This window comes from Sphingobacterium sp. NGMCC 1.201703, from assembly GCF_047784615.1.
Classification (GTDB): Bacteria; Bacteroidota; Bacteroidia; order Sphingobacteriales; family Sphingobacteriaceae; genus Sphingobacterium.
The window spans coordinates 120,080-145,703 of record NZ_JBLOHD010000005.1 but is presented as its reverse complement, the minus strand read 5'-3'; the positions used below and the strand labels follow the sequence as shown (position 1 = coordinate 145,703).

General features: G+C 39.2%; 18 protein-coding genes. 10 read left to right on the top strand and 8 right to left on the bottom strand.

Translation table 11 applies throughout. The features are described from left to right. Positions 1–183: 183 nt before the first annotated feature. The 6 genes from ACK8HY_RS11635 to ACK8HY_RS11610 all read left to right on the top strand — a co-directional run bounded on the left by ACK8HY_RS11635 (position 184) and on the right by ACK8HY_RS11610 (position 10,488). Complete coding sequence (locus ACK8HY_RS11635) at positions 184–3,255, top strand: SusC/RagA family TonB-linked outer membrane protein (protein WP_416133723.1); 3,072 nt, start codon at positions 184–186, stop codon at positions 3,253–3,255. Positions 3,256–3,274: 19 nt separating this feature from the next. Beyond that, positions 3,275–4,993 (top strand): RagB/SusD family nutrient uptake outer membrane protein, encoded by a 1,719-nt coding sequence (locus tag ACK8HY_RS11630; RefSeq protein WP_077438898.1) that lies wholly within the window; start codon positions 3,275–3,277, stop codon positions 4,991–4,993. 403 nt (positions 4,994–5,396) lie between these two features. Continuing rightward, a complete protein-coding gene (locus ACK8HY_RS11625) occupies positions 5,397–6,524 on the top strand; it encodes a peroxiredoxin family protein (RefSeq protein WP_077438791.1) in 1,128 nt (375 codons plus the stop codon). 176 nt (positions 6,525–6,700) lie between these two features. After that, positions 6,701–8,002, top strand: coding sequence for a ribosome biogenesis GTPase Der (gene der / locus ACK8HY_RS11620; protein WP_077438899.1), 1,302 nt, complete (start codon positions 6,701–6,703; stop codon positions 8,000–8,002). A gap of 21 nt (positions 8,003–8,023) precedes the next feature. Further along, complete coding sequence (cysS, locus tag ACK8HY_RS11615) at positions 8,024–9,490, top strand: cysteine--tRNA ligase (protein WP_077438792.1); 1,467 nt, start codon at positions 8,024–8,026, stop codon at positions 9,488–9,490. Positions 9,491–9,597: 107 nt separating this feature from the next. After that, positions 9,598–10,488 (top strand): DUF4440 domain-containing protein, encoded by an 891-nt coding sequence (locus ACK8HY_RS11610; RefSeq protein WP_416133722.1) that lies wholly within the window; start codon positions 9,598–9,600, stop codon positions 10,486–10,488. 80 nt (positions 10,489–10,568) lie between these two features. Here the strand turns inward: ACK8HY_RS11610 and ACK8HY_RS11605 are convergent, their stop codons facing one another. Then, a complete protein-coding gene (locus tag ACK8HY_RS11605; RefSeq protein WP_416133721.1) occupies positions 10,569–11,918 on the bottom strand; it encodes a peptidylprolyl isomerase in 1,350 nt (449 codons plus the stop codon). Positions 11,919–12,327: 409 nt separating this feature from the next. On the opposite strand from ACK8HY_RS11605, the gene ACK8HY_RS11600 reads away from it, so the two are divergent. Beyond that, a complete protein-coding gene (locus tag ACK8HY_RS11600; protein WP_416133720.1) occupies positions 12,328–13,419 on the top strand; it encodes a lactonase family protein in 1,092 nt (363 codons plus the stop codon). Positions 13,420–13,560: 141 nt separating this feature from the next. Here ACK8HY_RS11600 and mnhG read toward each other — a convergent pair whose 3' ends face one another. From mnhG to ACK8HY_RS11565, 7 genes are all read right to left on the bottom strand, one after another. After that, entirely contained in the window at positions 13,561–13,914 is a 354-nt protein-coding gene (mnhG, locus tag ACK8HY_RS11595) for a monovalent cation/H(+) antiporter subunit G (protein ID WP_416133719.1), read from the bottom strand. Continuing rightward, the gene (locus ACK8HY_RS11590) at positions 13,904–14,179 is read right to left on the bottom strand and encodes a monovalent cation/H+ antiporter complex subunit F (protein WP_077438797.1); all 276 of its coding nucleotides are present in this window, start codon (positions 14,177–14,179) and stop codon (positions 13,904–13,906) included. The genes mnhG and ACK8HY_RS11590 overlap by 11 nt, the downstream gene beginning before the upstream one ends. After that, a complete protein-coding gene (locus ACK8HY_RS11585; RefSeq protein WP_416133718.1) occupies positions 14,176–14,634 on the bottom strand; it encodes a Na+/H+ antiporter subunit E in 459 nt (152 codons plus the stop codon). The genes ACK8HY_RS11590 and ACK8HY_RS11585 overlap by 4 nt, the downstream gene beginning before the upstream one ends. Positions 14,635–14,653: 19 nt before the next feature. After that, positions 14,654–16,162 (bottom strand): proton-conducting transporter membrane subunit, encoded by a 1,509-nt coding sequence (locus tag ACK8HY_RS11580; protein ID WP_416133717.1) that lies wholly within the window; start codon positions 16,160–16,162, stop codon positions 14,654–14,656. Then, positions 16,159–16,515 (bottom strand): Na+/H+ antiporter subunit C, encoded by a 357-nt coding sequence (locus ACK8HY_RS11575; RefSeq protein WP_416133716.1) that lies wholly within the window; start codon positions 16,513–16,515, stop codon positions 16,159–16,161. The genes ACK8HY_RS11580 and ACK8HY_RS11575 overlap by 4 nt, the downstream gene beginning before the upstream one ends. Continuing rightward, positions 16,515–16,934 (bottom strand): Na+/H+ antiporter subunit B, encoded by a 420-nt coding sequence (locus tag ACK8HY_RS11570; protein ID WP_077438801.1) that lies wholly within the window; start codon positions 16,932–16,934, stop codon positions 16,515–16,517. Before ACK8HY_RS11570 ends, ACK8HY_RS11575 begins: the two co-directional genes overlap by 1 nt. Before the next feature lie 121 nt (positions 16,935–17,055). Further along, positions 17,056–19,365, bottom strand: a complete 2,310-nt coding sequence (locus tag ACK8HY_RS11565) for a putative monovalent cation/H+ antiporter subunit A (RefSeq protein ID WP_416133715.1) — start codon at positions 19,363–19,365, stop codon at positions 17,056–17,058. Between the two features lie 642 nt (positions 19,366–20,007). Here ACK8HY_RS11565 and ACK8HY_RS11560 point away from each other — a divergent pair. The 3 genes from ACK8HY_RS11560 to ACK8HY_RS11550 all read left to right on the top strand — a co-directional run bounded on the left by ACK8HY_RS11560 (position 20,008) and on the right by ACK8HY_RS11550 (position 25,620). Beyond that, on the top strand, positions 20,008–20,535 hold the full coding sequence (locus ACK8HY_RS11560; RefSeq protein ID WP_077438803.1) for an RNA polymerase sigma-70 factor: 528 nt from the start codon (positions 20,008–20,010) through the stop codon (positions 20,533–20,535). A gap of 46 nt (positions 20,536–20,581) precedes the next feature. Continuing rightward, positions 20,582–21,739: a FecR family protein gene (locus ACK8HY_RS11555; protein WP_416133714.1), complete on the top strand. Its 1,158-nt coding sequence runs from the start codon at positions 20,582–20,584 to the stop codon at positions 21,737–21,739. Between the two features lie 254 nt (positions 21,740–21,993). Further along, positions 21,994–25,620, top strand: coding sequence for a SusC/RagA family TonB-linked outer membrane protein (locus tag ACK8HY_RS11550; RefSeq protein WP_416133713.1), 3,627 nt, complete (start codon positions 21,994–21,996; stop codon positions 25,618–25,620). Positions 25,621–25,624: the final 4 nt, after the last annotated feature.

The following is a 25,624-nucleotide window of genomic DNA, read 5'->3' as shown; positions in this document are numbered from 1 at the left end:
AAGGTATAGTCGAAAAAAATGATGCTACAATTGGATAGTTATGCAATCGTTTGTTTGAAATAGCGCAATCGATTTCGTTGTTTTTGCATTTTGATATGCCCGTATCTTATTCTAGTTTTAGCATTCATGTACCTAAATTTTGATTAGCACGCTAATCAATTTTTAAACTAACTTTTAAATATTATGATTTCAAAGATTCTCGACAATCACAAGTTGAGTCTGTTATCGTTAGCTTTACTGATTTCAAGTACACACATTTCAGCTAGTGCTAATGGTTTTAAATTTGCAGACCACAATGTTCTGTTGAATAATGCTGTTTTTCAGCAAAAAGTAACGGGGAAAGTGCAGTCAACGGAAGGGGCGTTAGCAGGTGTAACTATTAAAGTCCGTGGTACTTCACGATCTACTTCAACAGGAGCAAATGGGGAGTTTAGTATTGATGCAAAGAATGGCGATGTATTGATCGTTAATTACGTCGGCTATAAAGCTCAAGAGATTACTGTAACTGGGCCAGTTGTCAATATTAAGCTTGAATCCAATAATGAAACATTGGAGGAGGTTGTTGTGGTCGGTTATGGTATTCAACAGAAAAAAGAAAGTCTAACAGGCGCGTTACAAACTGTGACTGGGGGTAAACTGCGGGATGTAACAACTCCAGCTGTAGAAAACATGTTGAATGGTAAAGCGGCAGGTGTATTTGTGTCACCAGGGGCAGGTAAACCGGGGTCACGTGGAGCGGTAGTAATTCGTGGGCAGGCTAGTATCAACGGAACGACTAGTCCGTTATGGGTAATTGATGGGGTGATTGTAGGATCCAATCCAGGAGATATTAACCCCGATGATATCGAGAATTTGACAATTTTAAAGGATGCGGCTTCAACATCTATTTATGGTTCTCAAGGAGCTAATGGTGTAGTAGTCGTAACGACTAAAAAGCCAAAAGTACAGAAAATGGCTCTAAATTTCTCTAGCAAATTAGGTTTTAATCAGCTTAATAATGGGAATTTGGAAGTGATGAACGGAGCAGAGCTCTATGACTATTATGCATCTTTCGCCAATGCAAATGAAATTAAATTTACACGTTGGAAACCTGAATTGCGTAATGACAATTTTGATTGGTGGAAAGTAGCGACGAAAACGGGGTTTGTCCAAAATCACAATATTTCCTTACAGGGAGGAAATGAAACTTTACAGTCATTTTTATCGTTGGGATATTATGATGAGATAGGGGCTGTTAAAGGTTATGATTACAATCGCTATAATGTGCGTATGAATACTGTCTATAAGCCGTTCAGCTGGCTATCCATTAAACCTTCCTTATCAGGAGCGCGTAGAGGAGTAGACGATAAACAGTACTCTACAACAGCAATGTATTCTAATCTTCCTTGGGATAGTCCTTATGATGAAAAAGGGAATCTGGTACCACATAGATACAGTGGCTGGGTAAATACACAAAATACAAACTACCTTTATGATCTACAATGGAATTTTGGTGAAAATACCAATTATGAGTTGATGGGTAATTTGGATTTTGATATTAAATTGACCGATTGGTTGACTTTTTCATCTGTAAATAATTACAGATATAATACGTATGCATCTAGTGGATATACAGATCCTCGCTCAAATGGTGGATTAAGTGTAAATGGAAGGTTGACAGACTACAGATCTGAATATGCGCGTCGTTACACAAATCAAATATTGCGTTTTAACAAGACTTGGGGTAAACATTCAGTCAATGGAATTTTGGCTTATGAATTTAACGATTACTGGTCAAAAACATTAGATGTTTATGGTACTGGATTTATTCCAGGTTTTGAAGTATTGGATGTTGTTCAGAAACCGGAACGAACAAAAGGCGGAATTAGCGAATGGGCTACACAATCATATTTATCTAACGCGAATTATGCTTACGATGACAGGTATTTGGCACAAGTCTCCTTTCGGCGAGATGAAGCTTCTAACTTTGGTAAGCAATTTGGTAATTTCTATTCGGTCAGCGGGGGATGGAATGTACATAAAGAAAGTTGGTTCAATGCTCCATGGGTAGATAATCTGAAGCTAAGAGCTGCTTATGGTACCGTCGGAAATCGTCCGAATATGTTATATCCACAATATAATTTATATTCTGTGTCTACAGCTGCAGGATATAACGGATTGCCGGGGGCTCTTATTGATCAGATAGGAAACCAAGGGTTAACGTGGGAAGAAACAGCAACCACAGGTCTTGGTGTTGATGCAGCATTTCTGAATAAACGTGTAAGAGTAAATTTCGATTGGTATGATAAAAATACAAAAAATATTCTTTTTAGAGTTCCTATATCTTTAATGACTGGGGCATCTGGTATATGGAAGAATATTGGTGAAATGAACAATCGAGGGATTGAGTTGACGTTTGGAGGTGATATCGTACGTAACAACGATTGGTTATGGAGTGTGGACGTGAATTTGGGTCGGAATAAAAACAAATTGACTGATATATATAAAACCAGACAGCCTGATGGAACTTATATTGCACGTCCAGTTATCACAGGAGACCCATTGGGTATAGCGGGGTCCGCGAATAGAATTCTAGAAATAGGGTTACCAGTAGATACTTACTACCTACCGGAATGGGCTGGAGTTAATTCGGAAACGGGAGCACCTATGTGGTATAAGGTTACTAGGGATGCTAGCGGTAACGAAACTGGACGAGAAACTACGTCCAATTATGCTCAAGCAACCCAAGAGAGAATAGGTAAGGCATCTCCTGATGTTTTTGGGGGTATTAATACATTTTTGAGTTATAAACAATTTGATCTAGCCGCAGTGTTTGGTTATTCTATAGGAGGACAGATTTATAATTATGCACGTCAGGAATATGATTCAGATGGTACATATACAGATAGAAATCAAATGAAACTGCAAGATGGTTGGACTCGTTGGGAAAAACCTGGTGATAATGCTACACACCCTATCGCAAAATATAACAACCAAGATAAGGGAAACTCTTTTTCGTCCCGTTATTTGGAAGATGGTGATTTCTTTAGAATGCGTTCGTTGACACTTGGATACAATTTTAATCTAACTAGATATAATATAAAAAATATACGCGTGTTTTTTACGGGAGAGAACTTGTTTACTTTGACAAAATATTCCGGTGTGGATCCGGAAATTCCAGTACGCGAAGATAATGGTGCTATTGTAAGCTCAACTGGACCTGGAGTATATCCAGCGGTGCGTAAATATATGTTTGGTGTTAATGTTTCATTTTAAAATAGAGAAAGAGAGTTTTATGAAAAAGATATTATTTATTCTTTTAGCTGCGGTATCTATAACCGCTTGTGATGTGGATCGTTTTCCCTATGGATCTATGGATTCTGATCAGATAACACAGAATCCTGAAGCATTATTGGACGGATTGCTGAATGGGGCTTATGCGCAATTAAAAGCTTGGTCTGATCCAATGCATAGAGCTGGTGAATATGCGGGTGATAACATGATGATCCGTGGATCTTCTACGGATGCATTTTACGAATTTATTTCCTTTGCACGGACCCCAAATAATGGGCGGCTGTCTCAATTTTGGGATTCGGGATATAAGGCTATTGCCCAGACATCGAATATTATTAAGATGGTGAAAGAGGGACAGAGTGCAGAAGTAGATAGCAAGTTAGGTGAATGTTATTATTTGCGAGGTTTGATGTATTTTTATCTTGTTCGCGCTTATGGAAGACCCTACTATCAAAATCCAGAAAAAAACCTTGGTGTGCCAATAGTGAATGGTACACCTGATGATGTGGTGAATAATTTGAATTTACCAGATAGGTCTACTGTGAAGGAAACTTATGAGCAAATTATCAGTGACCTCAAAAAAGCAGAGGCTATGATTACAATAAATCGAGGATCTATATTTGGGTCAAAGGAGGCTGCTCAGGCAATGCTTTCTCGTGTGTATCTGTATATGAGTGGTACTTATACTTCTCCAAATGCTGCTTATGCGCAGCTGGCTGTTGATTATGCAAATAAGGTTATCAATTCTGGAAAATATAATTTGCTGTCTAGAGCTGATTTTATGAAATATAATACATTTCTTCCAGAAGCAAATAAGGAAACAATTTTTGCTGTAAAACGTGTAGCGTCAGAATTTTCGGGTTATGATCACTATTATGGAGTTGGGGGTATGTATGCGAATATTGGCGGTATGGGCTGGGGCGAAATGTTTGCCAGTGCAAAATACATTGATTTGTTGAACGAAACCGGACGAAATGACTGGAGACCGAATAGCTATAAAATAGTAGATGCCCGGGCAGCATTTATCGAACCTACTTATGCAAAAGATGCTGCCACAGGTTCTTATACTGAGGTTTTCCGTTTTGTTAAACAGGACGGGGCGAATGTATTAAATTATGTGCAAGCTAAAGTAACGAAGTCAGGTGCTACGGTAACCGCAACAGAAGGTGCTGATAGCTATACACTGGTACCGGTTGACGCTTCACAAGGAATTTATAATATCAATTACAAGGATGGTAAGACTTACAAAGGCGTGTTAGATTATTTTATTTCTTTAAATAGAGTATACCCACAGTTTTATATTACCAAGTGTTCCAGAGAAGGTGAGGATTCTCATTTGCATTCACCTGTAATCAGTAGATTAGGTGAAATTTATTTAAATCGTGCGGAAGCGTATGCTAAATTGAGGAACTATGGTGCCGCATTGGGAGATTTGAATACAATAAGAAACCGATCTATTGTAAATGGGGGATATACTTCTCTAGATGCTACTAATGCAAGTGAACGAATTGACAAGGAACGTCAATTGGAGTTAGCTTATCAAGCTGAACGTAGCTATGATGTGTTCCGTAATGGGACTTCGTTAACCCGACATTATCCAGGGCCACATAAGCAATTTGAAGATATTCAACCAACTGACTTTAGAGTTGTGTTCTTTATTCCTCAATCGGCGATCAATTCCTATTCGGGAACTTTAACTCAAAATCCAACGTCTAACTAGACGAATATTTATAATTAGACCCCTATAAGTGGCTTTACCTTGAGGTAAAGCCATTTTTGTTTTTTAATTCGATTAATTCCTTTGTTTTCTTTTTTATTTTCTTTTGTAATTATTAAAGGTGTTTTATTTAATTTTTGTGTAATTGTGTCGTTTTTTCTATTTTAGAGAAACTCATTTATGAACGTTTTTAAATCTATTCACCAATCTGATGAAACGGATATATTACAATTATGGCCATTTGTGAATATGATTCAGGAAGAAGATCGATTCGATTCCAAACTTACAATAATAACCGAAGACACTAACGACTAGATAAGATCTAGATCCAGTTCATAATCAGCTTAATAGAATTTCAGTGGGGCAGATGAATAGTGATATCTTTTTTATTAATTCTAAATAATGTATGGTAAAAAATGCGTGGACTTTTATGACGCTAATGGCGCTTTTCTTATTTGCTGGCAATCTCGCTGGACAATCTAATGACCAATTTATTTTAAACGGAGTGATTGACACAATTCCAAATGCGCAATATTTTGTGTCCTTTCAAAGCAAGGGTAAGGTATTTCGTGATACTATTTCATTAGACGAAAAAGGTAGATTTACCTATATAGGAAGAATAAGTGAACCAACTATTTTCAGGTTAAATATCAAAAATGATTTTAATAGCTATTTTGTCGGCGATGCTACTGTTTATAGCTTTTGGGTGCAACCCGGGAAAACGATGAATTTTAAGGGAAATCGGGGTTGGCTGGTTAGAGGTGCAAAAGGGCTAGCGATAAAGGATAAGCAATTTACAATCAAAGGCTCAGATTTTGAAGATATTGAACAATCCTTTAAGAGAGAAATTACGGTAGCCATGGAAGTTGCAGAGAAAAAGAAAAAAGCTGATTTGGATAGCAAAGAAAGAATTGAGCTAATTGATAGTATTGTTAATAATTTTGTTTCTCGGCAACCATTAAACTATTATGGATTGTACTTGCTTCATCAAGAATCAAAAAAAAGGAATTCTGAAGCTGTATCTCTGAGAAAAATATTTGACCAATATCCTGATGAATTAAAGAATACATATCTGGGATTGGAAACAAAAGATAGAGCTTATATTAAACTTCAAACCGAAATTGGGGCTAAATTACCGGATTTTGAACAAGCCGATACCAGTTTGAATTTGGTCAAATTATCTGATTATAGGGGTAAATATGTTTTGATAGATTTTTGGGCATCTTGGTGCCTCCCTTGTCGTAAAGAGAATCCCAATTTAGTTGAGGCTTATAAAAAATATCATGCAAAAGGTTTAGAGATAATTGGTATTTCATTGGATAATGATAAAAAATTATGGTTAGATGCGATTAATAAGGATGGTTTGGATTGGACTCAGTTGTCCGATTTAAAATCATTTGATAATGTCGTGGCTAAAAAGTTTTATATCCATGCAGTACCTGACAATTTTTTAATAGATCCCAATGGAATAATAATAGGGAGGGGATTAATAGGGACCCAACTGTCTGAAATGTTGAAAAAAATATTTGATTGATTTGTGCAATTTCTTGGATTGGATTTTTCAGATAAATGGCTTTACTTCACGGTAAAGCCATTTTTGTTTTTGTGTCTCCATAATCCCTTTTGAATCCGTATCTTTGTACCCTTAACGTGTAATTTAGCATAAAAGTGCCATCTGCTGTGATAGTGGGTGGATCAAATAAAATAAATATGGCAAATATTGTTGCAATTGTTGGTCGTCCAAATGTTGGTAAATCTACCTTATTCAATCGTCTTACGGAAAGTAGAAAAGCGATTGTCGATGACTTTAGCGGGGTGACGCGCGACCGTCATTATGAGACGGCGGAGTGGATCGGAAAGAAATTTACAGTAATCGATACAGGTGGTTTTGTCCATGGTTCGGATGATGTCTTTGAAGAGGCCATTCGTGATCAGGTATATATCGCTATTGAAGAAGCTTCTGTTGTTATATTCATGGTAGACGTTACTACGGGTATCACTGACTTGGATGATGAGATCGCCGATATCCTCCGCAGAAGTTCTAAACCGGTATATGTGGTTGCCAACAAAGTTGACCACGCGAAGTTGCATCATGAATCAGCCGAATTCTATGCATTCGGTTTAGGTGAAGTATTCAATATTTCTTCTGCTACAGGTTCGGGTACCGGAGAATTATTGGATGCTGTTGTATCACATTTTGAAGAGGAGCAAGAGGAAGAGGAAGCTTTACCGAAATATACAATTGTAGGTCGTCCAAATGTGGGTAAATCCTCGCTTACAAATGCCTTGATTGGTAAAGACCGTAATATTGTGACGCCTATGGCGGGTACCACACGCGATTCTATCCGGATCCACTACAACCAGTATGGACATAATTTCCTTTTGATCGATACAGCGGGTCTCCGCCGTAAATCAAAAGTTAACGAGGATATCGAATTCTATTCGGTCATGCGTACCATCAAAGCCCTCGAGGATTCCGATGTGACGATTTTGATGTTAGATGCACAAGATGGTCTGGAAGCACAGGATGTCAATATTTTCAACCTCGCTGAAAAGAACCGTAAAGGGATTGTCATCGTGGTCAACAAATGGGATTTGATCGAGAAAGACAACAAGACCATGAAAGCTTTTGAAGATCGTATCCGTGAGAAAATTGCACCATTCACAGACGTGCCGATTATCTTTACTTCCGTAACGGAAAAACAACGTGTCCTAAAAGTATTGGAAGTGGCGGATAAGGTATACGCCAATAAAACGAAAAAAATCCCTACATCGAAGTTGAACGAAGTGATGTTGGATATTATCGAGAGCTACCCACCACCATCCTTAAAAGGAAAATATATCAAAATTAAATATGTGACACAATTACCTGGTAGAACGCCTATGTTTGCCTTCTTCTGTAATTTGCCACAATATATCAAAGATCCATATAAACGCTTTATTGAGAATAAACTGCGTGAGCACTTTGACTTTACAGGTGTGCCTATTCAAATATATTTCAGACAAAAATAGATTTCCAAGCAGATAACAAACATGGACCATAATCTCTTTTTATACAATACGCTTTCGCGAACAAAGGAAAAATTCGAACCTATCCACGCCAACCTGGTTGGGATGTATGTCTGTGGACCTACCGTTTACAGTGATGTACATTTAGGTAACTGCCGAACTTTTGTTTCCTTTGATTTGATTTTTAGATATCTACGTCATTTGGGCTATAAAGTACGTTATGTGCGGAATATTACAGATGCCGGGCATTTGGAGGGCGATCGTGATGAAGGAGATGACAAATTTGCAAAAAAAGCTAAATTGGAACAGCTGGAACCAATGGAAATCGTACAGAAATATACCATCGGTTTTCATGATGTGTTACGTCTTTTCAATACCTTGCCTCCAAGTATTGAACCCACCGCGACAGGACATATTTCAGAGCAGATCGAAATGATCGAACAGATCATCAGCAATGGTTATGCTTATGAGACGAATGGTACTGTCTATTTCGATGTGGAAAAATACGTGCAGCAGTATGATTATACCGTATTGACCAATCGCAAATTGGAAGATATGTTGAACAATACCCGTGAACTTAGTGGGCAGGATGAGAAAAAGGGTCGCTTGGATTTCGCTTTGTGGATCAAGGCTAAGCCCGAAACAATCATGCGCTGGCCAGCCCCTTGGAGCGTCGGGTTTCCCGGATGGCATATCGAATGTTCGGCAATGAGCAGAAAGTACCTGGGCGATCAGTTTGATATCCACGGGGGGGGAATGGATTTGGCGGCAACGCATCATACAAACGAAATTGCGCAGTCCGAAGCATGTAACCATACCACACCTGCCAAGTATTGGATGCATACCAATATGTTAACGGTAAATGGGGCGCGGATGTCCAAATCTGCGGGTAATGGATTTTTGCCGGGAGAACTGTTCACGGGTAATCATCCTTTGTTAAATAGAGGATATTCGCCAATGGCCGTTCGTTTCTTTATGTTGCAGGCGCATTATAGAAGTACATTGGATTTTTCCAATGAAGCACTTGATGCCGCAGACAAAGGATATAAACGATTGATGAGTGCAATAGGACTCTTGGATAAACTAAAAGTTTCAAAAGGAGCTGATTCATTCAACCTGGCTGAGATCCGTAATAAATGTTATGCGGCAATGGACGACGATTTCAATAGCCCGGTTTTGATTGCAGAACTGTTTGAATTGGTGCGGATCATTAATTCGATCTATGATGGCAAAGCCAAGGTCTCGGAAGAGGGACTGGAGAAGCTAAGAGTTTTCATGAAAGAATTTGTCGAAGACATCCTTGGACTGCGGAATGATCAAGCATCCGGAACGGATGATATTGATGATGTCATGAATTTGGTGATCAAATTACGTAACGAAGCAAAAGCGAATAAGGATTTTGTCACTTCGGATCGTATTCGTGATGAACTTAATGCAATTGGTATCCAGCTGAAAGATAGTAAAGAAGGTACACTTTGGAATAAGATTTGATAGATAAAAAATCGAATTTAAAAAAGGGTATTCAATTGCCCTGAAAACCGAGTGTAATGCGTTCATCTGAAACAATAAGATGAACGCTGATAAATAATCATTTGCATATGAATTTTTGGAATAGGTTATCCGTTATTGCATTGATGAGTACAATGGGAACAACATTGTACGCACAGATACCCGAAAAAGTAGGAAGTTTGCTGCAGGCCGATAAAGACGCGGCAGCATTATCTAAAGCTTCTACTCCACATCAGGCTTTTTTATCTATTATCGATAAGGAATCTACATTTTACGTTCCTTCGGCGGTCAATGCATACAATTACCTCAATAATAGACCTAATATTCCAGATGTATTAAATTGGCAGCCTACTTTTGCCCTTGTCGCAAAGAGCTTGGAGTTTGGTGTAACATCAGGGTCCATGGACTTTCAAAAAGTAGGCGCGCGGTTGCGTCACGGGGAGTACTTGACCGTCTGGAAACGTAATAAGAAAGGTAAATGGTTGGTTGATATCCGTGCCGAAGTGGAAAACAACGGTAAAGATAAGGATGGTGAATTTGATCTGGAATATATAGAACCAACGGATTCCTGGTACCTTAAGCATCGCTCTAAAGTACGTCTGAACCAACGGGAGGATATTGTACTGGAAACAGATAAGCTGATGTCTACTGTCCTTAAAGCGGATAATCCCACAGCATACAAAGAATTTTTAAGCGAAGATGTCCGGTTTTTATTTCCCTGGACCAGTCCAATGGAAGGGAAGAGTAAGATGATGGCTTATCTGAAGAAACAACGCATGACGATCGAGACGGTTCCTGAGGAAGTAAAACGTTCGTATAGTGGGGATTTTGCCTATACAAAAGGAACGGCGACCGTACGGCAAAAAGATAAGGTCGTCAAGTATAATTATATCCGCGTATGGCAGTTAAGCGAATTAGCAAAGGATGATGTGAAGAAAGCGAATTGGAATATTCTGATCGAAATGATGTTTGAGAAATAGATAACCGAAACATAATATACGCATAAAAAAAGGCTTGAATCAATATTCAAGCCTTTTTTATATCAGGGAGACATTAACTCCTATTTCTTTCTCCATTTTTCTAGTTCCTCACAGGCTCCAAAATCATCGCTGATATCAATGAATGTGTTCTTCGCCTTGTCGTCAAACCATTTGCTTAGGTTCCGACGTACTTTATCTTCTTTCGCAGCTTCTTTGATCTTTGTAAAGTCCTGATCTAAATTTGCTTTATGTGGCGCGATACGGGTTTTTAGGTAGTTAAAACGATAACCTACATCGCCAGTTTTGTCTGTGAATTGTTCCGGTTTAGAATATTCCCCTGGTTTTAATGGGTCAATGGCTGTAAATACGGCCTTATCCAATCCATCCATCGGAATTAAAGTTGTACGGCTGGATCCTTGTGGATTTAAAACCATACCACCATTAAATTTGCTTTCTTCAGCATCAGAATTGTTCGTTGCAGCGTGATAAAAATCTAATTTCTTGTCAACAACCAGTTTGTAGATACTGTCCAGTTTATTTTTGGTTCGCTCCATTGCCGCAGCTCCGGGATTCATTTTCATCAGGATATGACGGGTGTGTACCTCTTCGCCACGTCTTTCAAGTACCTGGATGATGTGGAAACCATACTTTGATTCTACAATTGGTGATATTTCCCCCGGCTTTAGTTTAAACGCCATTGCAGAGAACTCTTTTACATAGTTGTCACGGGTACCGAAGCCAAGGTCACCGCCATAAGGTGCAGAACCTGGATCTTGGGAGTAGAGACGCGCCATCGTTCCAAAATCCGAACCGTCGACAATCTGCTTGCGGATACCTTCTATTTTCTCCCGCTGTTCTTTTTTCTCTTCGTCGGTCAATTTTGGCATCATGACAATTTCGCCGATTTCAACTTCTGTATTGAAATAAGGAAGACTATCTTTATTCAATCCTTCAAAATAACGTTTTACTTCCAATGGCGTTACATCCACTTTCTGTACGATATTTTGTTGCATCTTATTCGCTTTCAGCTGCTCAAAAACACTTGCTCGCATTTCTTCCTTGTATTGTAACAAAGAACGGTTCAGGAACTTCTCCAAGCGTTCCTGACCACCAGCTTGTTGGGACATATGGCGCAAACGGGAATTTAAATTATCATCCACCTCGGTTTCAGTGACGTCGATTGAGTCAATTACCGCCTGTTGGGAAAGTAATTTCTGAATGATCAATTGTTCAAGAACTCCACATTTGAACTTTTCATCAGGTTTATTTCCCTGCGCAAGCCATTGTGAATATTGCATGTCCAGATCGGATTGTAGGATAATCCCTGAACCCACCGTAGCCACTACCCGGTCAATAACCTGACGTTGTGCAAAGCTGGCTTGAATGGATAAAAACAGCAACAAAAACAATATATATATGTTTTTTTTCATCTAAATAATATGTTTCTAAACGCTGATGAAGCAACCATGACCCGTTTAATCATATACAAGTCGTACAGATTGATGTCACAGTAGATTCATCTAAATCACTAATAATCTCCCGATTCTATCGTTCAATATATACTATTTTGAACAACAGCACAAAATTATCAGATTATATGAATTATTCGTATTTTTATTTAACAATATTTTTATAATCCCAATATTTCAAATGGGAATTTTAGACTTGTTAAAATTGATTCGCTAAAAATACGGATTTGCCTCTTAGAAAGGGCGGTTTTAACCTAATTTAACAAGTTTCTCAGCAACAGTAATAACATAAGAAGGTATCTTTATTTTTTTGTGCTACACCGTTAGCAAGAGGAAAATTCGATGATTATTTTTAATAAATTGTACACACATGAAAAAAGCTTTTATTTATCTGATGACATTTCTGCCTTTGGCAAGTTTTGCACAACAGATTCCAATGTTTGTTGGAACTTATACGAACAAAACAGAAAGTAAAGGTATTTATATTTATAATTTTGACACAAAAACAGGTGAAGTAGCCTTGATCGGCACGCAAGAAAGTAAGGATCCTTCATTTCTGGCTCGAAATAACAACTTTATCTATGCTGTCAATGAACTTCCAAATCAGGAGGGTACTGTTTCCGCTTATTCCTTTAAGGATGGAAAGCTGACCTTCTTGAACTCGCTGCCTACTGGAGGGGAGTCACCTTGTTTTGTTGAAGTGCACCCTAAAGGAAATTTATTGGCTGTAGCTAATTACACGGGAGGATCAGCAGCATTATTTGAGCTTGAAACAAATGGTGTCCTGAACGAAAGAAGCCGACTGATCCAACATGAAGGTAAAGGCGTTGATCCTGTCCGTCAAGAGAAACCCCATATACATTCTACTTTCTTTTCTAGTAAGGGTGATCGTTTATATATACAGGATCTCGGTTTGGATCAAATTTCTGTATTTCCTGTCAATAAATCCGGAAGCGCTTTTATTTTGGCAGAGGAACCTGAGGATTTCTTTACCCCGGCAGGTGGTGGACCTCGTCATATTGCCTTTGATAAGAAGGAAAAATTTCTCTATGTTGTATTGGAAATGACAGGTCAGGTGGCGAGCTATAAGAAAGAAGGCGATGATTGGATGTATCAAAACACTTACGAAATTAATCCAGAGGGGTTCAAGGGACAGAATGGCGGTGCAGATATCAAAATATCTCCCGATGGCAAGTTTTTATATGCGACCAATCGTGGTGACGCAAATACGATAGCGGCGTTCTCCATAGAAAAAGACGGCGCATTAAACAAATTATCCAATACCTCTGTCAAGGGGCGGGGACCACGGAATTTTAATCTTTCTCCAGATGGGAAATACCTGCTTGTGGCGAATCAATATACCAACAATATTGTGCTGTTTAATCGGGATACAAAGACCGGATTATTAACGGATACAGGAAAAGAAATCAAAGTACCGGCACCGGTCTGTATTATATTTTAATCTTTCGATTCAAGGGTACGAAAGACTTATCGATGAAAAGATCTTGTACAATTAAGGTATCAAAACACTGTTGTGATGCCTTATTTCTTTGTGATAAAACGCTGTCGACAGTAATATTTTTAAGAATATTTACGGAATAGCTTAAAAATCTTCTTTCCTACAATCTAATTTTCCCTCTTTTTCCAGATCGTTTAAGACGGTTCCTTTCCAGGTTTTGACACGCTGTATATAAGCTGCCCGTCCGATCATATGGGCCGCAACCGGAGCGGTCAGGATTAGAAAGAAACCAATTGCTATTGCCTTGGTTGTCACGGATACATCTGGGAATGTCATCGCGGCACATACCAACAAGAGGCCGACTCCTAAGGTTGCAGCTTTTACGGTCACTGAGAGGCGCAAATAGAAATCAGGCATCCGTAAGATGCCAATCGATGCAAATAATATGGCTAGTGCACCGATGGTGCTTAAAATTGCTAAGGTAATATCAGTCATCATTGCGTTGTTTTTCTAAATAAAATGAAAAGGCTATAGTTCCCAAAAATGCGATAAGTGCCAGGATCATGGCAATATCTAAAAATACTTCCTGCGAAGTGCGTATACTATAAACTGTAATAATTCCGATTCCAATTGTGATAATGAGATCCAGTGCAATGACCCGGTCAAAGATCTGTGGACCTTTGTATAAACGGATAAATGCCAGAATAACCGATAAGGCTAATATGGGGAGGATAACATAATCGAAGTAAGTAGCTAAAGTCATCGTAAGAGTTCTAAAAGTCTTCGTTCAACATTGTTTTTTAAGGTGGAGACAAATTGTTCTTTGCTTTTCATGTACATCACATGGATAAAAAGTGTTTTTTTGTCCTCGCTCACATCCAAAATAAGCGTACCTGGCGTCAGTGAAATAAAAGTAGAAAGCAAATTGATCTCCAGGTCTGTCTTGGCATCCATCGGATACTTGACAATAGCCGGTTTAATAAAAAACTTTGGCGTGATTACATCGTAGGCAACCTGAACATTGGCGACGATCATTTCCCATAAGAAAAAGAGGATGAAACTCACCGTTTTGGGAACACGATAGAAATAACGTTGGTCGGCCTCATTTTTGTTCATAACCCAAAGAATCGCGAAACCGAGTAAAAAGCCAAACAGGAAATTCGTGTAATACATCGATCCCGTCAGTGCTACCCAGATAAAAGATAGCATCAGGTTCATTAAAAACTGTTTTATCATATCAATTCTGTCCTCCTAATACAGCATTTATATAAGGTGAAGTATCCAGTAATTGTGTAGCGATCTTGTCTGCAACATGTATGATAGCTTCTGCATTAAATCCGATATACAACGAAGCAGAGGCCAATATAATGACCGGTAAGAGCAGCATTGATCTTTTATAGCCGATCATTCCTGCGAATTTATCTTCAATGATGTCGGGCTCGGGGGTATCTTTCCAAAATACCTGCGCCCACATTTTGGCAATCACAAACAGTGTAATAAAACTACCGATGATCAAAGCGCCTGCAAAAGCGTATTTTTCCAGTTGAAAAGCATCTCTAAAAAGATAGATCTTGGGCCAGAACCCAGATAATGGCGGGATACCGACTAAAGAGAAAAGTACCACCGCAAAAAGCAAGGAAATCTTAGGATACTGTGCATATAGGCCTCCGAGCTTGTTCATGTCCATGGTTCCCCGAAGCTGGCGGATAACACCGGCCATTAAGAACAAGTTTGTTTTCACCATAATATCATGAATAAGATAAAATATTGCACCTAACAGCGCCCATTTGCTATATAATCCTAAACCACCGATCATAAAACCGATATGGCAGACAATCAGGTAAGAAAATAATCTGCGGATATTGGTTTTTATTAATGCGCCAAAAGCACCTGTCAAAATCGTTAGTATGGCCAAAACAATCAACAGTTCTTTGGCAAAATGGTTTGGGATAAACAATAAAGAAAATACCCTGAACAGTGCATAGATCCCAACTTTAGTCAGGAGCCCGCCAAAGGTTGCGGCTACGGCCGAAGGCGGTGTATGATAGGAAGAGGGGAGCCAAAAATAAAGTGGGAATACGGCCGATTTGATACCAAAGCCGATCAGGAAAAAAGTGGCCGTGATTTCGACCAGTGCCTGATTTTGTATTTTGGGTATACGCAAAGCCAGGTCTGCCATATTGAGCGATCCTGAGATGCCATACAGAATTCCGATACCTGTCAGGAAAAAGGTAGAAGCCAATATATTCATGGCCATATATTTTACAGCTCCTTCCAATTGTGATTTACGACCACCAAGTGTCATCAACACAAAGGAAGAAATAATGATCACCTCAAACCACACATAGAGATTAAAAATATCTCCGGTCAGAAATGCGCCATTTAGCCCCATCATCAGAAAATGAAAAATAGGGAAATAGCCGTATAAAATGCGTTGTCTCCCGACACCGACACATGAAAAAATCGATACGGCAAGTCCGGCAATGGAGGTCAGGACGACCAAGGTACTACTAAAAAGGTCCGCGACAAAGACAATCCCAAAAGGGGCTTTCCAATTGGCGGCATTCATCGTCAGGATTCCGCCATCATAGACCTTGAAAAAGAGCTTAAATGCGAGAATAAGCACTAAAAGGCTCCCTCCAACACTTAAAAAACGTTGCGCAGTAGATTTTCGCCAGAGCATCAGCTGGACAATAGCAATAAAAAGGTGCACGATAACCGTGGCAATAATCTGGTTGTCTATCATATATCTTCTTCCTCAGGCGTATTCAAATTATCTAAATCGTCCGTGCCCAATAAGGCGTAAACACGTTTAAGCAATACAATAGCAAACGAAGTCAGCCCAAAACTGATAACGATCGCAGTTAAAATTAGGGCTTGCGGTATGGGATCGGCATAAATATCCGTGAAGACCTTTAGGTCAGGGCTGATGATTGGTGGTTTACCTTTGACAATATTCCCCAACAGAAAGATCAATATATTGGTGCCATTTCCCAATAACATAATTCCCAATAAAAGTTTCACCATGCTACGTCGCAAGATGAGGTATATTCCGGCGGCATATAGAATGCCGATCAATAAAACGAGAATCAGCTCCATTATTCCTCCTCCGTATTTAAAGCAATTGTGAATAAAATAGTCAATACAACTCCAATGACGACAAAGTATACGCCAAGGTCAAAAAATAAGGCTGTACCGATCATACCGATGACGGGAATTTTTTCCTCCAGCCAAAGTCCGGTCATAACGGGATAGCCAAAGAAAGTTGGTAGAAACATGCTCACTGCGGCAATGCCCAATCCGATCGGAATAAGGGATAACGGTTTGTATTGGATAAGCTTCATGGTGTTGTGAGGACCAAAAGCGAAACTATGCAGTACGAAAGCAATAGAGGCCACCAAGCCCCCCACAAATCCTCCTCCGGGATAATAATGCCCCCGAAGTAGGAGAAACACGGAAAACAATAAAAGTATCGGTAAGAGATACCGTGTTGCGGTTTGTAATATCGTGCTATTCATTTATTCTAGTATTTAGATATTAGTATTGAGTATTGAGATTCCGGTGATACAAACCAATAGGTTTTCATAGATCGTCCATCGCTCCTAATCATCATTACTCCACTAACGTGTCGTAAAATATTTATTCTTTATCAGAAGATTTTAAACGTAATTTCAATAAACTGTACACGCCAAGTGCCGCGATGCTTAGTACCACAATTTCAAACATGGTATCAAAGCCTCTAAAGTCAACGAGCAGTACATTGACAACATTCTTTCCTTTGGCCATTACATAGGCATAGTCACCATAAAAGTCACTGATATCGGTGGTTGTAGGTTCATGTAACACACGTAAAGCAACCATAGATAACATAATCCCAAATATAATCGCTACTACCGCATCCCGAATAATGGTGCGACGGTTTGCCAGGTTTAAAAAAGATGGCAATTTAAACAGAACCAGTACAAAAAGAACAACGGTTAAGGTGTCGATCGTAAATTGCGTCATTGCTAAATCCGGGGCGCTGTAAAAAACAAAGATGAGACATATCGCATAGCCCACAACACTCGTGGCCACGACTGCAGTTAACCTGGAGGACGTTCGGATTGTTAACACAATAGCCCCGATGAGAATACATACTGTTGTTACTTCATAAAAGCTCACTGGTGACAAGGAATCCCATTTAATGTGCAGTGGACCGCCCAAGTACAATTGATAGCCGATCAATAATTCTGCAAATAAAATAATCTTCAATAAATAGGAACGTAGGTAGCCATTGTGCATCTTTGCGGTAAAAAAAGCAGAAAATAATTCGATTTCCCGGGCAACTGCGTTGAAGATATTGGCAGGTGAAATTTTTTCAAAAGTAGTGATCCAGGCCAGTTTCTTGTGACTGGGTGTGTTGGAGACAAATATAAGCGTCCCGACAATGATGGTAATGGCACTCAATAAAAGTATGAGGTTAAAGCCATGCCATATCTTTAGATGAAAAACCTCTTGCTGAGCCAGGATACTATTTGTGGTCGGTCCAGCGATCCAGTCGCCAATAGGCCCCGGAGCACAGCCGAATATGACACCCAATAATGCCAATAAAAGTGGTGGGATCCACATGGATTTGTAGGGTAGGTGTACATGCGCAAACTGTTCCGGTAATTTCCCTGTAAAGGGTTTGATTCCCGCCATAAATCCAGCGGAGACAAGCAGTATGTTGGTCAGCACAGCAGCTGACGTTAAATATAGGAACAACTGCGGATTACTTTTTAATGTGGCGTCGTAGATCAGATCCTTCCCGATAAATCCAAAGGTCAAAGGTACGCCAGCACTTGATAATGCAGCCAAAAAGCCTGCGATAGCAACTGGAGATAAGACTTTACGTAATCCGCGTAATAGCGTTAAGTCACGTGTTCCGGTTTCATGGTCGATAATACCCGTAATCAAGAACAGCGCTGCTTTGTACAATGCATGCACAAGGATAAAGACACTTGCGGCGATCACAGCTTCCTTAGTCCCAAGACCCAGTAAGAAGACTAAGATTCCCAATGCGGAGATGGTGGAATAGGCGAGTACTCCTTTAAGGTCTGTTCTGAAAAGTGAATGAAACGCTGCATAGAGCATGGTAACTCCGCCTATAATGACTAATGAATACGTCCAGATCGGGTTCCCGCCCAAGATCGGTGAAAAGCGAGCCAGCAGATATATCCCTGCTTTTACCATGGTGGCTGAGTGTAAATAGGCAGATACCGGTGTAGGGGCTTTCATAGCACCAGGCAACCAAAAATGGAAGGGAAATTGTGCTGACTTAGTGATGGCACCAAGCGCTACCAGTCCAAAAATAAGCGGAAAGAGGGGATGTTGTTGAATTAAAGCAACCTTTCCCACAAGTTCGGTGATATTATACGTGCCGGCGATATTGCCCAATAGTACAAATCCCGCGAGCAGAAAGAAGCCACCTAAACCTGTAATGGATAAGGCCGTTAAGGCACTTTTTCGGGAATCCGCGTGATCGTTGTTGAATCCGATGAGAAAAAATGAACTAATGGATGTTAATTCCCAAAAGATAAAAAGCAATAGCATGTTGTCCGAAAGCACCAAGCCCAACATGGCAGACATAAAGAGACAGAGGTAGCCAAAAAATCGGTCGATGTACTTATGTCCCTTGAGATAGGCATGTGCATAAAAAAAGATGCAAGCACCAATTCCGGTAATCAATAATGTGAAGAGTAGAGACAGGCCATCTAATCTGAAATCCAGATTAATGCCTAACGAAGGTACCCATGCTGTCGATTGTATAAAATAAGATCCCTGACCAATAGGCACTACAAATTTTATATAATACAGAAATAGAAGTACCGGTAAAAATGCGAGAATAAAACCCCATTTGGATTTGAGGAATCTACCAAATGGAACAATAAGGCTCGATGTTATTAATCCTGATAGAACAGTAAATAGCATTTAGTCTTTGTTTTAAATTTTATGAAAGTTTACAATATAGTAAAAAAACTCGAAAAACGAGCGCTTTCTGCATGTTTTGCTTCATATAAATACTAAAAATTGAGGTTTTGTTGTGTCGGAGCGAGGATTTGGTTTTACGAATTTTTTATAAAAAAACAATTTAACCCCGTATTGCTTGTAACCCTATTTTGTAATTAGATTAGTATTTTTTTGCATTTCTTTAATTGACACTTGATGAAGACGTTTTTAGTGGATTTATTTTAAGCCGCTATTTTTTTGAACCCAAGATAAAATCTGAAGATTAACGGGACTATAAGTAAAATATGTCTCGTTAATATTTTGTGACAATCTAATCCCAGCTGATTGAGATTTTTTACGACTACTTATACCTCAATTTTCTGTAGATATTTTGTTTTTAATAATCTCAAAGCAGTTTCCTCTACTTTTATTTCTGATTTAAATGTATTATTGGAATTTAAAATATATAAAAATCATTTTTTCGGCATATTTTTTTGTGAATAATAAAAAATATTAGTCATTTTTATGACACAATTATTATGAATATTGACCGCTAATACCTAATACCCTAAACTATCGTGTCATAAATGGGATAGAACAAGGAATATCGATGTAATCTAAGCTATGCAGAAGGAAGAATTATTATTCAAGACACATTATAACGGGCTTTGTCATTTTGCTTGGAAGATATTGGGAGATCTTACTGTAGCGGAAGATCTCGTACAGGATGCCTTTATTGCTTATTTTAGGAATACAGATCAGGTCAGCACCAATGATATTGCAATAAAGAATTACCTCTATAGTGCTGTCCGTTTTGCCTGTTATAATCATATCCGACACGAAAAGGTAAGACAAAAATATTGGAAGGTGGTTGGCTTTACCGAGGAGGATAATACTGCACTAGAGTTAAATATGATTCATAGTGAAGTTATCCAGGAGATATACAAAATCATTGAACAAATGCCTGCCTCCTGCCAGCAGATCTTTCGGTTGGGATACCTCGAAGGTTTATCCAATCTGGAAATTACCAAAGAATTGCAGATTAGTATCAACACTGTAAAAACACAAAAACAACGTGGCATGAAAATGCTACTAAAACGCCTAAACCCTGAATTTATCCCGCTCGTTATTTTTTTGTTAAAAAATATTTAAATTCTTGTCACCCCTTTTTTTGTCTTGCGTTTCTTTAGTGTAATATATGAAAGAAAACACAGGACATATTGCGAATATCATCCGGAAGTTCCTTAGTGACCAATTGACTATAGAAGAGCAAATTGAACTTGACGAATGGCTGAACGCGAATGCGCAGCATAAACAATTGTTGGAATCATTTCGTGAAGCAAAAAACATAGAGGAAGATTTGTCTATCGTTCGAAAATTAGATGCGAATAAGGCATGGGATAAGTTGAATGGTAAAAATCACAACTCTGTAAAGCCTTTTGGAAAATGGACTTTAGGGGTAGCTGCATCTATTATTTTTCTAATGGGTACCTTCTTATTATGGAAAACCAAGTTTTTGCCGGATCATTCTGGAAGAATACATGTCGCTATTAAGAAGAAACAAGATGTTGCACCGGCGACAAGCGGAGCGGTCTTGGTATTGGCTGATGGAACGAATGTACCATTAAATGGAGATTCTACGAAGACTTTGAGCAAAAATAATAACTTGATTGGGAATGGCAGTGAACTCATTGTGAAAGATATTGATAAGCCCATTCCCTCCCAGTACAATTTATTAATCGTGCCAAAGGCCAGCTTTTATAAAATGACCTTAGTTGACGGAACGAAAGTATGGGTAAATGCGCTGTCAAAATTAAAGTTTCCATCGCAGTTTTCTGCCGCCGAACGAAGGGTACTTTTAGATGGAGAGGCCTACTTTGAGGTCGCACACAATCCAGATCATCCATTTGTCGTCGAATCTAAGGGAAATGAAATTAAGGTGTTGGGGACACATTTTAACGTGAATTCCTATACAGATCTAGTACGTACAACACTAGCCGAAGGAAGGGTAGAAGTATGGCAAGATAATCAGCATGTCGCGCTATCTCCGGGAGAATATGCAGCGGCCGCTAAGGGGCACCTGATAAAAGGAAAAGCAAATCTACAACAAGATCTATCCTGGCATAATAATGAGTTTTATTTTAGGAAAGAAACAATTGTGAATATTGCTCATCAATTATCACGATGGTATGATTTGGACGTGAAATTTAGAGGAAATGTGCAAATGGACAAAGAATATACGGGAAGTATTGAACGGGATGTGAAACTATCCCAAGTCTTGGAGATGTTGTCCTATGTTAGTGATCTCAGGTTTGAAGTGGATGGTAAAAAATTAACGATAGAAACGAAGAACTAAAAATTATACCGAGTTTTCACCAATACCAGATGCTTATGATAAAATAATAACTAAACCAAAATGACCTAAGAAAAGAGAACAGGAATGTTGGCGCATCCCTGTTCAGAAAAAATGTGATAACCAGGTCCAAAATTAGAAGTAACAATTAGAAACCCCAATTAACCACAAAATGTAAATGTATGAATAACTTACCATTTAGCAAAAAGTGGTTCTTGATCCCTCAAGACCCGCGATTTTGCAAACCCCTACGTATTATGAAAATTAGTACATGTCTTTTATTTGCATTTGTGACGGGCGTACATGCGAAAGGTACAGCTCAAAAAGTCACTTTGAATATGAAAAATGCACGTATCGAAGAAGCACTGTCTGCTATTTCCAAACAGTCTCATTTACGTGTACTGTACAGTGAAAACCTGAATGCTAAAGCACGGATTTCTGTCAATGTCAAGAACGCTTCTGTAGAAGAAGCCTTAAATGCAGTATTAAAAAATAATAATATTGAGTATAAGATCATTGCTAATACGATTTCTGTCAATAGTAACTCAAAAACGAGTAGGAGTAGCTTGACAGAGGTTCCACAACAACCTGTCACAGGTACTATTAAAGATAAAAGTGGGAAAGGACTAAGTGGAGCGACAGTGACCGTAAAAGGTACATCAATTTCTACGCAAGCGGACGAAGCTGGTCATTTTAAAATTAATGCTTCATCGAATGCCATCTTGGTGATTCGTTATGTTGGTTTTGTGAGTACAGAAGTAGCCGTTGGCGGAAGAAAAGATGTCAATATCACTTTGGAACCAGCAGATCGTACATTGGAGGAGGTGAATGTTGTTGCCACTGGATACCAAAATTTGGATCGAAAATTATTCACCGGTGCTGCTTCGAGAATAGATGCGAAAGAAGCAGAACGTGCTGGGGTTCCTGATGTTTCACGCATGTTGGAAGGACAGGCGGCTGGGGTGTCGGTTCAAAACGTATCAGGTACCTTTGGAGCCGCTCCTAAAATCCGCGTTCGTGGTGCAACTTCATTAACAGGGGATAATAAACCGCTATGGGTAATCGATGGTGTTATTTTGGATGAAGCTGTTAATATCTCCAATGAAGCCTTGTCAACAGGGGATGCCAATACGCTATTGGGCTCTTCCGTTGCTGGTTTAAATCCGGATGATATTGAATCTATTACAGTCCTGAAAGATGCTGCGGCAACAGCATTATATGGCGCCGCAGCCATGAACGGTGTCGTCGTTGTGAATACAAAGCGAGGTAAAAATACAGAAGGTCAAACGCATTTTAGCTATTCTGGCAACTATACAACCTATATCAAGCCTAATTATAACCAATTCGATATCATGAATTCTGCGGAGCAGATGCAGTTGGTGATCGACATGGAAAATAAGGGCTACCTCAATCACTCACAGGTCTCACGAGCCGGAACAGGTGGAGTTTTTACCAAAATGTATAATCTGATGTACGAATATGATCCAAAGACGGATTCTTTTAAACTCAGAAATGACGCCCCCTCACGGTACAATTTTTTGCAACGCTATGCAAATGTAAATACAAACTGGTTTGACTTATTGTTCCAGAATGGTTTGGTGCATGACCATTCATTAAGTATGAGCACGGGAACACAGAAAGCGCAAACTTACGCTTCGACCAGTTATATGAATGATCCAGGATATACTCTGGGTAACCAGGCCAAGCGTTTTACCGCCAATATTCGAAATAACTACAAAATCAATGATAAACTGAGTACCGAGTTTATTTTTCAGGGAAATATTCGGGATCAACGGACACCGGGTACACTAAATCGTAATTCTGATGCGGTATATGGTAGCTATTCTCGGGATTTCGATATCAATCCTTACTCTTATTCTTTAAATACCAGCCGTATAATTACTCCGTTTGATGAAAATGGTGACCGGGAATATTTTACAAGGGATTATGCTCCATTTAATATCTTAAATGAACTTGATAATAATTACATCAAACTCAAATTGATGGATATCAAAGTGCAGGCGGGTATTACCTATAAAATACTCCCCTCACTTACCTATTCTGCCAATGGAATGTATCGCTATTATAATTCCGAAAGACAACATATGATTACCGAAAATGCGAACCTTTCAAAAGCATACCGGGCAAATCAAGATCAGACGGTGAATAGTGGAAATCGTTTTTTATATGCTGACCCCGATTTTCCAAATACGGATAGTTATGTTATTCTTCCAAGCGGCGGTTTTTTCAATTTGGCCAATAATAATATGATCAGTTATTATATGCGTCACAACTTGGAATATAATCAAAAATGGAACGACCATACGGTGAATTTATTTGGAACTTATGAACTCCAGTATGCGGATAAACAGAGTCATGATTTTAATGGGCCGGGAATAGAGTATGACAATGGTAATCTGGTTTTACCGACATACCGATATTATAAGAAGCAACTTGAAGCTGGCGGTACTCCATTTGCCATGAATTATACCTATGATCGTAAATTAGCTTATGCATTGCGTGGAGCTTATAACTATAAAGATAAATACTCCTTTAACTTCACTACCCGTTACGACGGATCGAATAAAATGGGGCGAACCAATGTGGCAAGATGGTTGCCGACCTGGAACCTGTCGGCAGCCTGGGATATTGACCAAGAGAATTTCTTTAATAGAGATAACAAGATTCTTTCGCGCGCCAGACTACGGGGAACCTACGGCTTAGTGGCCAATATGGGCAATGCATCTAATTCAACCGCCGTGTTTTATAATGTTATTACCTATAGACCCTATGATGGTGAGAAAGAAGGAAAGATTAACATAAGTGGTTTGGAAAACTCGGAGTTGACCTGGGAGAAGATGTATGAGCTTAATATTGGTACCGATTTAGGTTTCTTAAATGACCGTATTGACCTGAACTTTGATTATTACAAACGTAATATATTTGATTTAATCGGGCCGATTCGTACCTCTGGAATTGGTGGACAATTTGAAAAATTAGCCAATTATGCGGATATGGAGGGGCAAGGGGTTGATATTCAGCTTGGTGGGTTTCCGTTTAAAGACCCTAATGGTTTTACCTGGCGCACACAGCTTACCCTTGGTTTTAACAAAACAAAGATTACCAAACTAAATGTAACACGCAATATCTGGAATCTGATTGCAAGTGAGGGCGGAGCAATGATCGGTAGGCCACATAGGGGCTTGTACTCGCTGGATTTTGATAAACTGGCCGCCAATGGAGGGTACCCAACCTATATTGGTACAGATGGTACTCCGGGCGAAACCTATTTTTGGTTTCAGGATACGCAGACGGATTTCCTAAAATATGAGGGACCGGTAGATCCTACACTCGCTGGGGGATATTACAACCGGCTAGACTACAAAAATTTTAGCTTATCCTTTCTGCTTAAATTTGGTTTAGGCAATATGGTGCGCTTGCAGCCTAACTATTCACCGGTCTACCTGGATATGTACAATGTCTCAAGAGAGTTGATAAATCGCTTTATTTATCACGGCGATGAGTATCTGACCGTAATCCCTTCCACACTCGATGGCTTAACAGCTGAATTTGATGTTGAGAATGCAGCTGGTAATCGTACAGCATCCGTTTACTCCTACAATGCATATAACTATTCATCTGAACGGGTTGCAAAAGGCGATTACCTCCGTCTGTCGCAAATCTCTGTGGGTTATAATATCCCAAAATCTGTGGTCAACAAAATTAAATTTAGAACAGCACAAGTAAACCTGGTCGGGAATAACCTGTGGTTAATCTACGCGGATAAAAAGCTCAATGGAGTCGATCCAGAATTTTATAGCAATGGTGGTGTGGCACTACCAGTTCCAAAACAAGTGACCTTATCTGTGAAATTAGGATTCTAAACGA

Bases quoted from the DNA above. Each gene is read 5' to 3' on its own strand.
- ACK8HY_RS11635 (WP_416133723.1), top strand. From the start codon at position 184: ATGATTTCAAAGATTCTCGACAATCACAAGTTGAGTCTGTTATCGTTA.
- ACK8HY_RS11630 (WP_077438898.1), top strand. From the start codon at position 3,275: ATGAAAAAGATATTATTTATTCTTTTAGCTGCGGTATCTATAACCGCT.
- ACK8HY_RS11625 (WP_077438791.1), top strand. From the start codon at position 5,397: ATGGTAAAAAATGCGTGGACTTTTATGACGCTAATGGCGCTTTTCTTA.
- der (WP_077438899.1), top strand. From the start codon at position 6,701: ATGGCAAATATTGTTGCAATTGTTGGTCGTCCAAATGTTGGTAAATCT.
- cysS (WP_077438792.1), top strand. From the start codon at position 8,024: ATGGACCATAATCTCTTTTTATACAATACGCTTTCGCGAACAAAGGAA.
- ACK8HY_RS11610 (WP_416133722.1), top strand. From the start codon at position 9,598: ATGAATTTTTGGAATAGGTTATCCGTTATTGCATTGATGAGTACAATG.
- ACK8HY_RS11605 (WP_416133721.1), bottom strand. From the start codon at position 11,918: ATGAAAAAAAACATATATATATTGTTTTTGTTGCTGTTTTTATCCATT.
- ACK8HY_RS11600 (WP_416133720.1), top strand. From the start codon at position 12,328: ATGAAAAAAGCTTTTATTTATCTGATGACATTTCTGCCTTTGGCAAGT.
- mnhG (WP_416133719.1), bottom strand. From the start codon at position 13,914: ATGATGACTGATATTACCTTAGCAATTTTAAGCACCATCGGTGCACTA.
- ACK8HY_RS11590 (WP_077438797.1), bottom strand. From the start codon at position 14,179: ATGACTTTAGCTACTTACTTCGATTATGTTATCCTCCCCATATTAGCC.
- ACK8HY_RS11585 (WP_416133718.1), bottom strand. From the start codon at position 14,634: ATGAACCTGATGCTATCTTTTATCTGGGTAGCACTGACGGGATCGATG.
- ACK8HY_RS11580 (WP_416133717.1), bottom strand. From the start codon at position 16,162: ATGATAGACAACCAGATTATTGCCACGGTTATCGTGCACCTTTTTATT.
- ACK8HY_RS11575 (WP_416133716.1), bottom strand. From the start codon at position 16,515: ATGGAGCTGATTCTCGTTTTATTGATCGGCATTCTATATGCCGCCGGA.
- ACK8HY_RS11570 (WP_077438801.1), bottom strand. From the start codon at position 16,934: ATGAATAGCACGATATTACAAACCGCAACACGGTATCTCTTACCGATA.
- ACK8HY_RS11565 (WP_416133715.1), bottom strand. From the start codon at position 19,365: ATGCTATTTACTGTTCTATCAGGATTAATAACATCGAGCCTTATTGTT.
- ACK8HY_RS11560 (WP_077438803.1), top strand. From the start codon at position 20,008: ATGCAGAAGGAAGAATTATTATTCAAGACACATTATAACGGGCTTTGT.
- ACK8HY_RS11555 (WP_416133714.1), top strand. From the start codon at position 20,582: ATGAAAGAAAACACAGGACATATTGCGAATATCATCCGGAAGTTCCTT.
- ACK8HY_RS11550 (WP_416133713.1), top strand. From the start codon at position 21,994: ATGAAAATTAGTACATGTCTTTTATTTGCATTTGTGACGGGCGTACAT.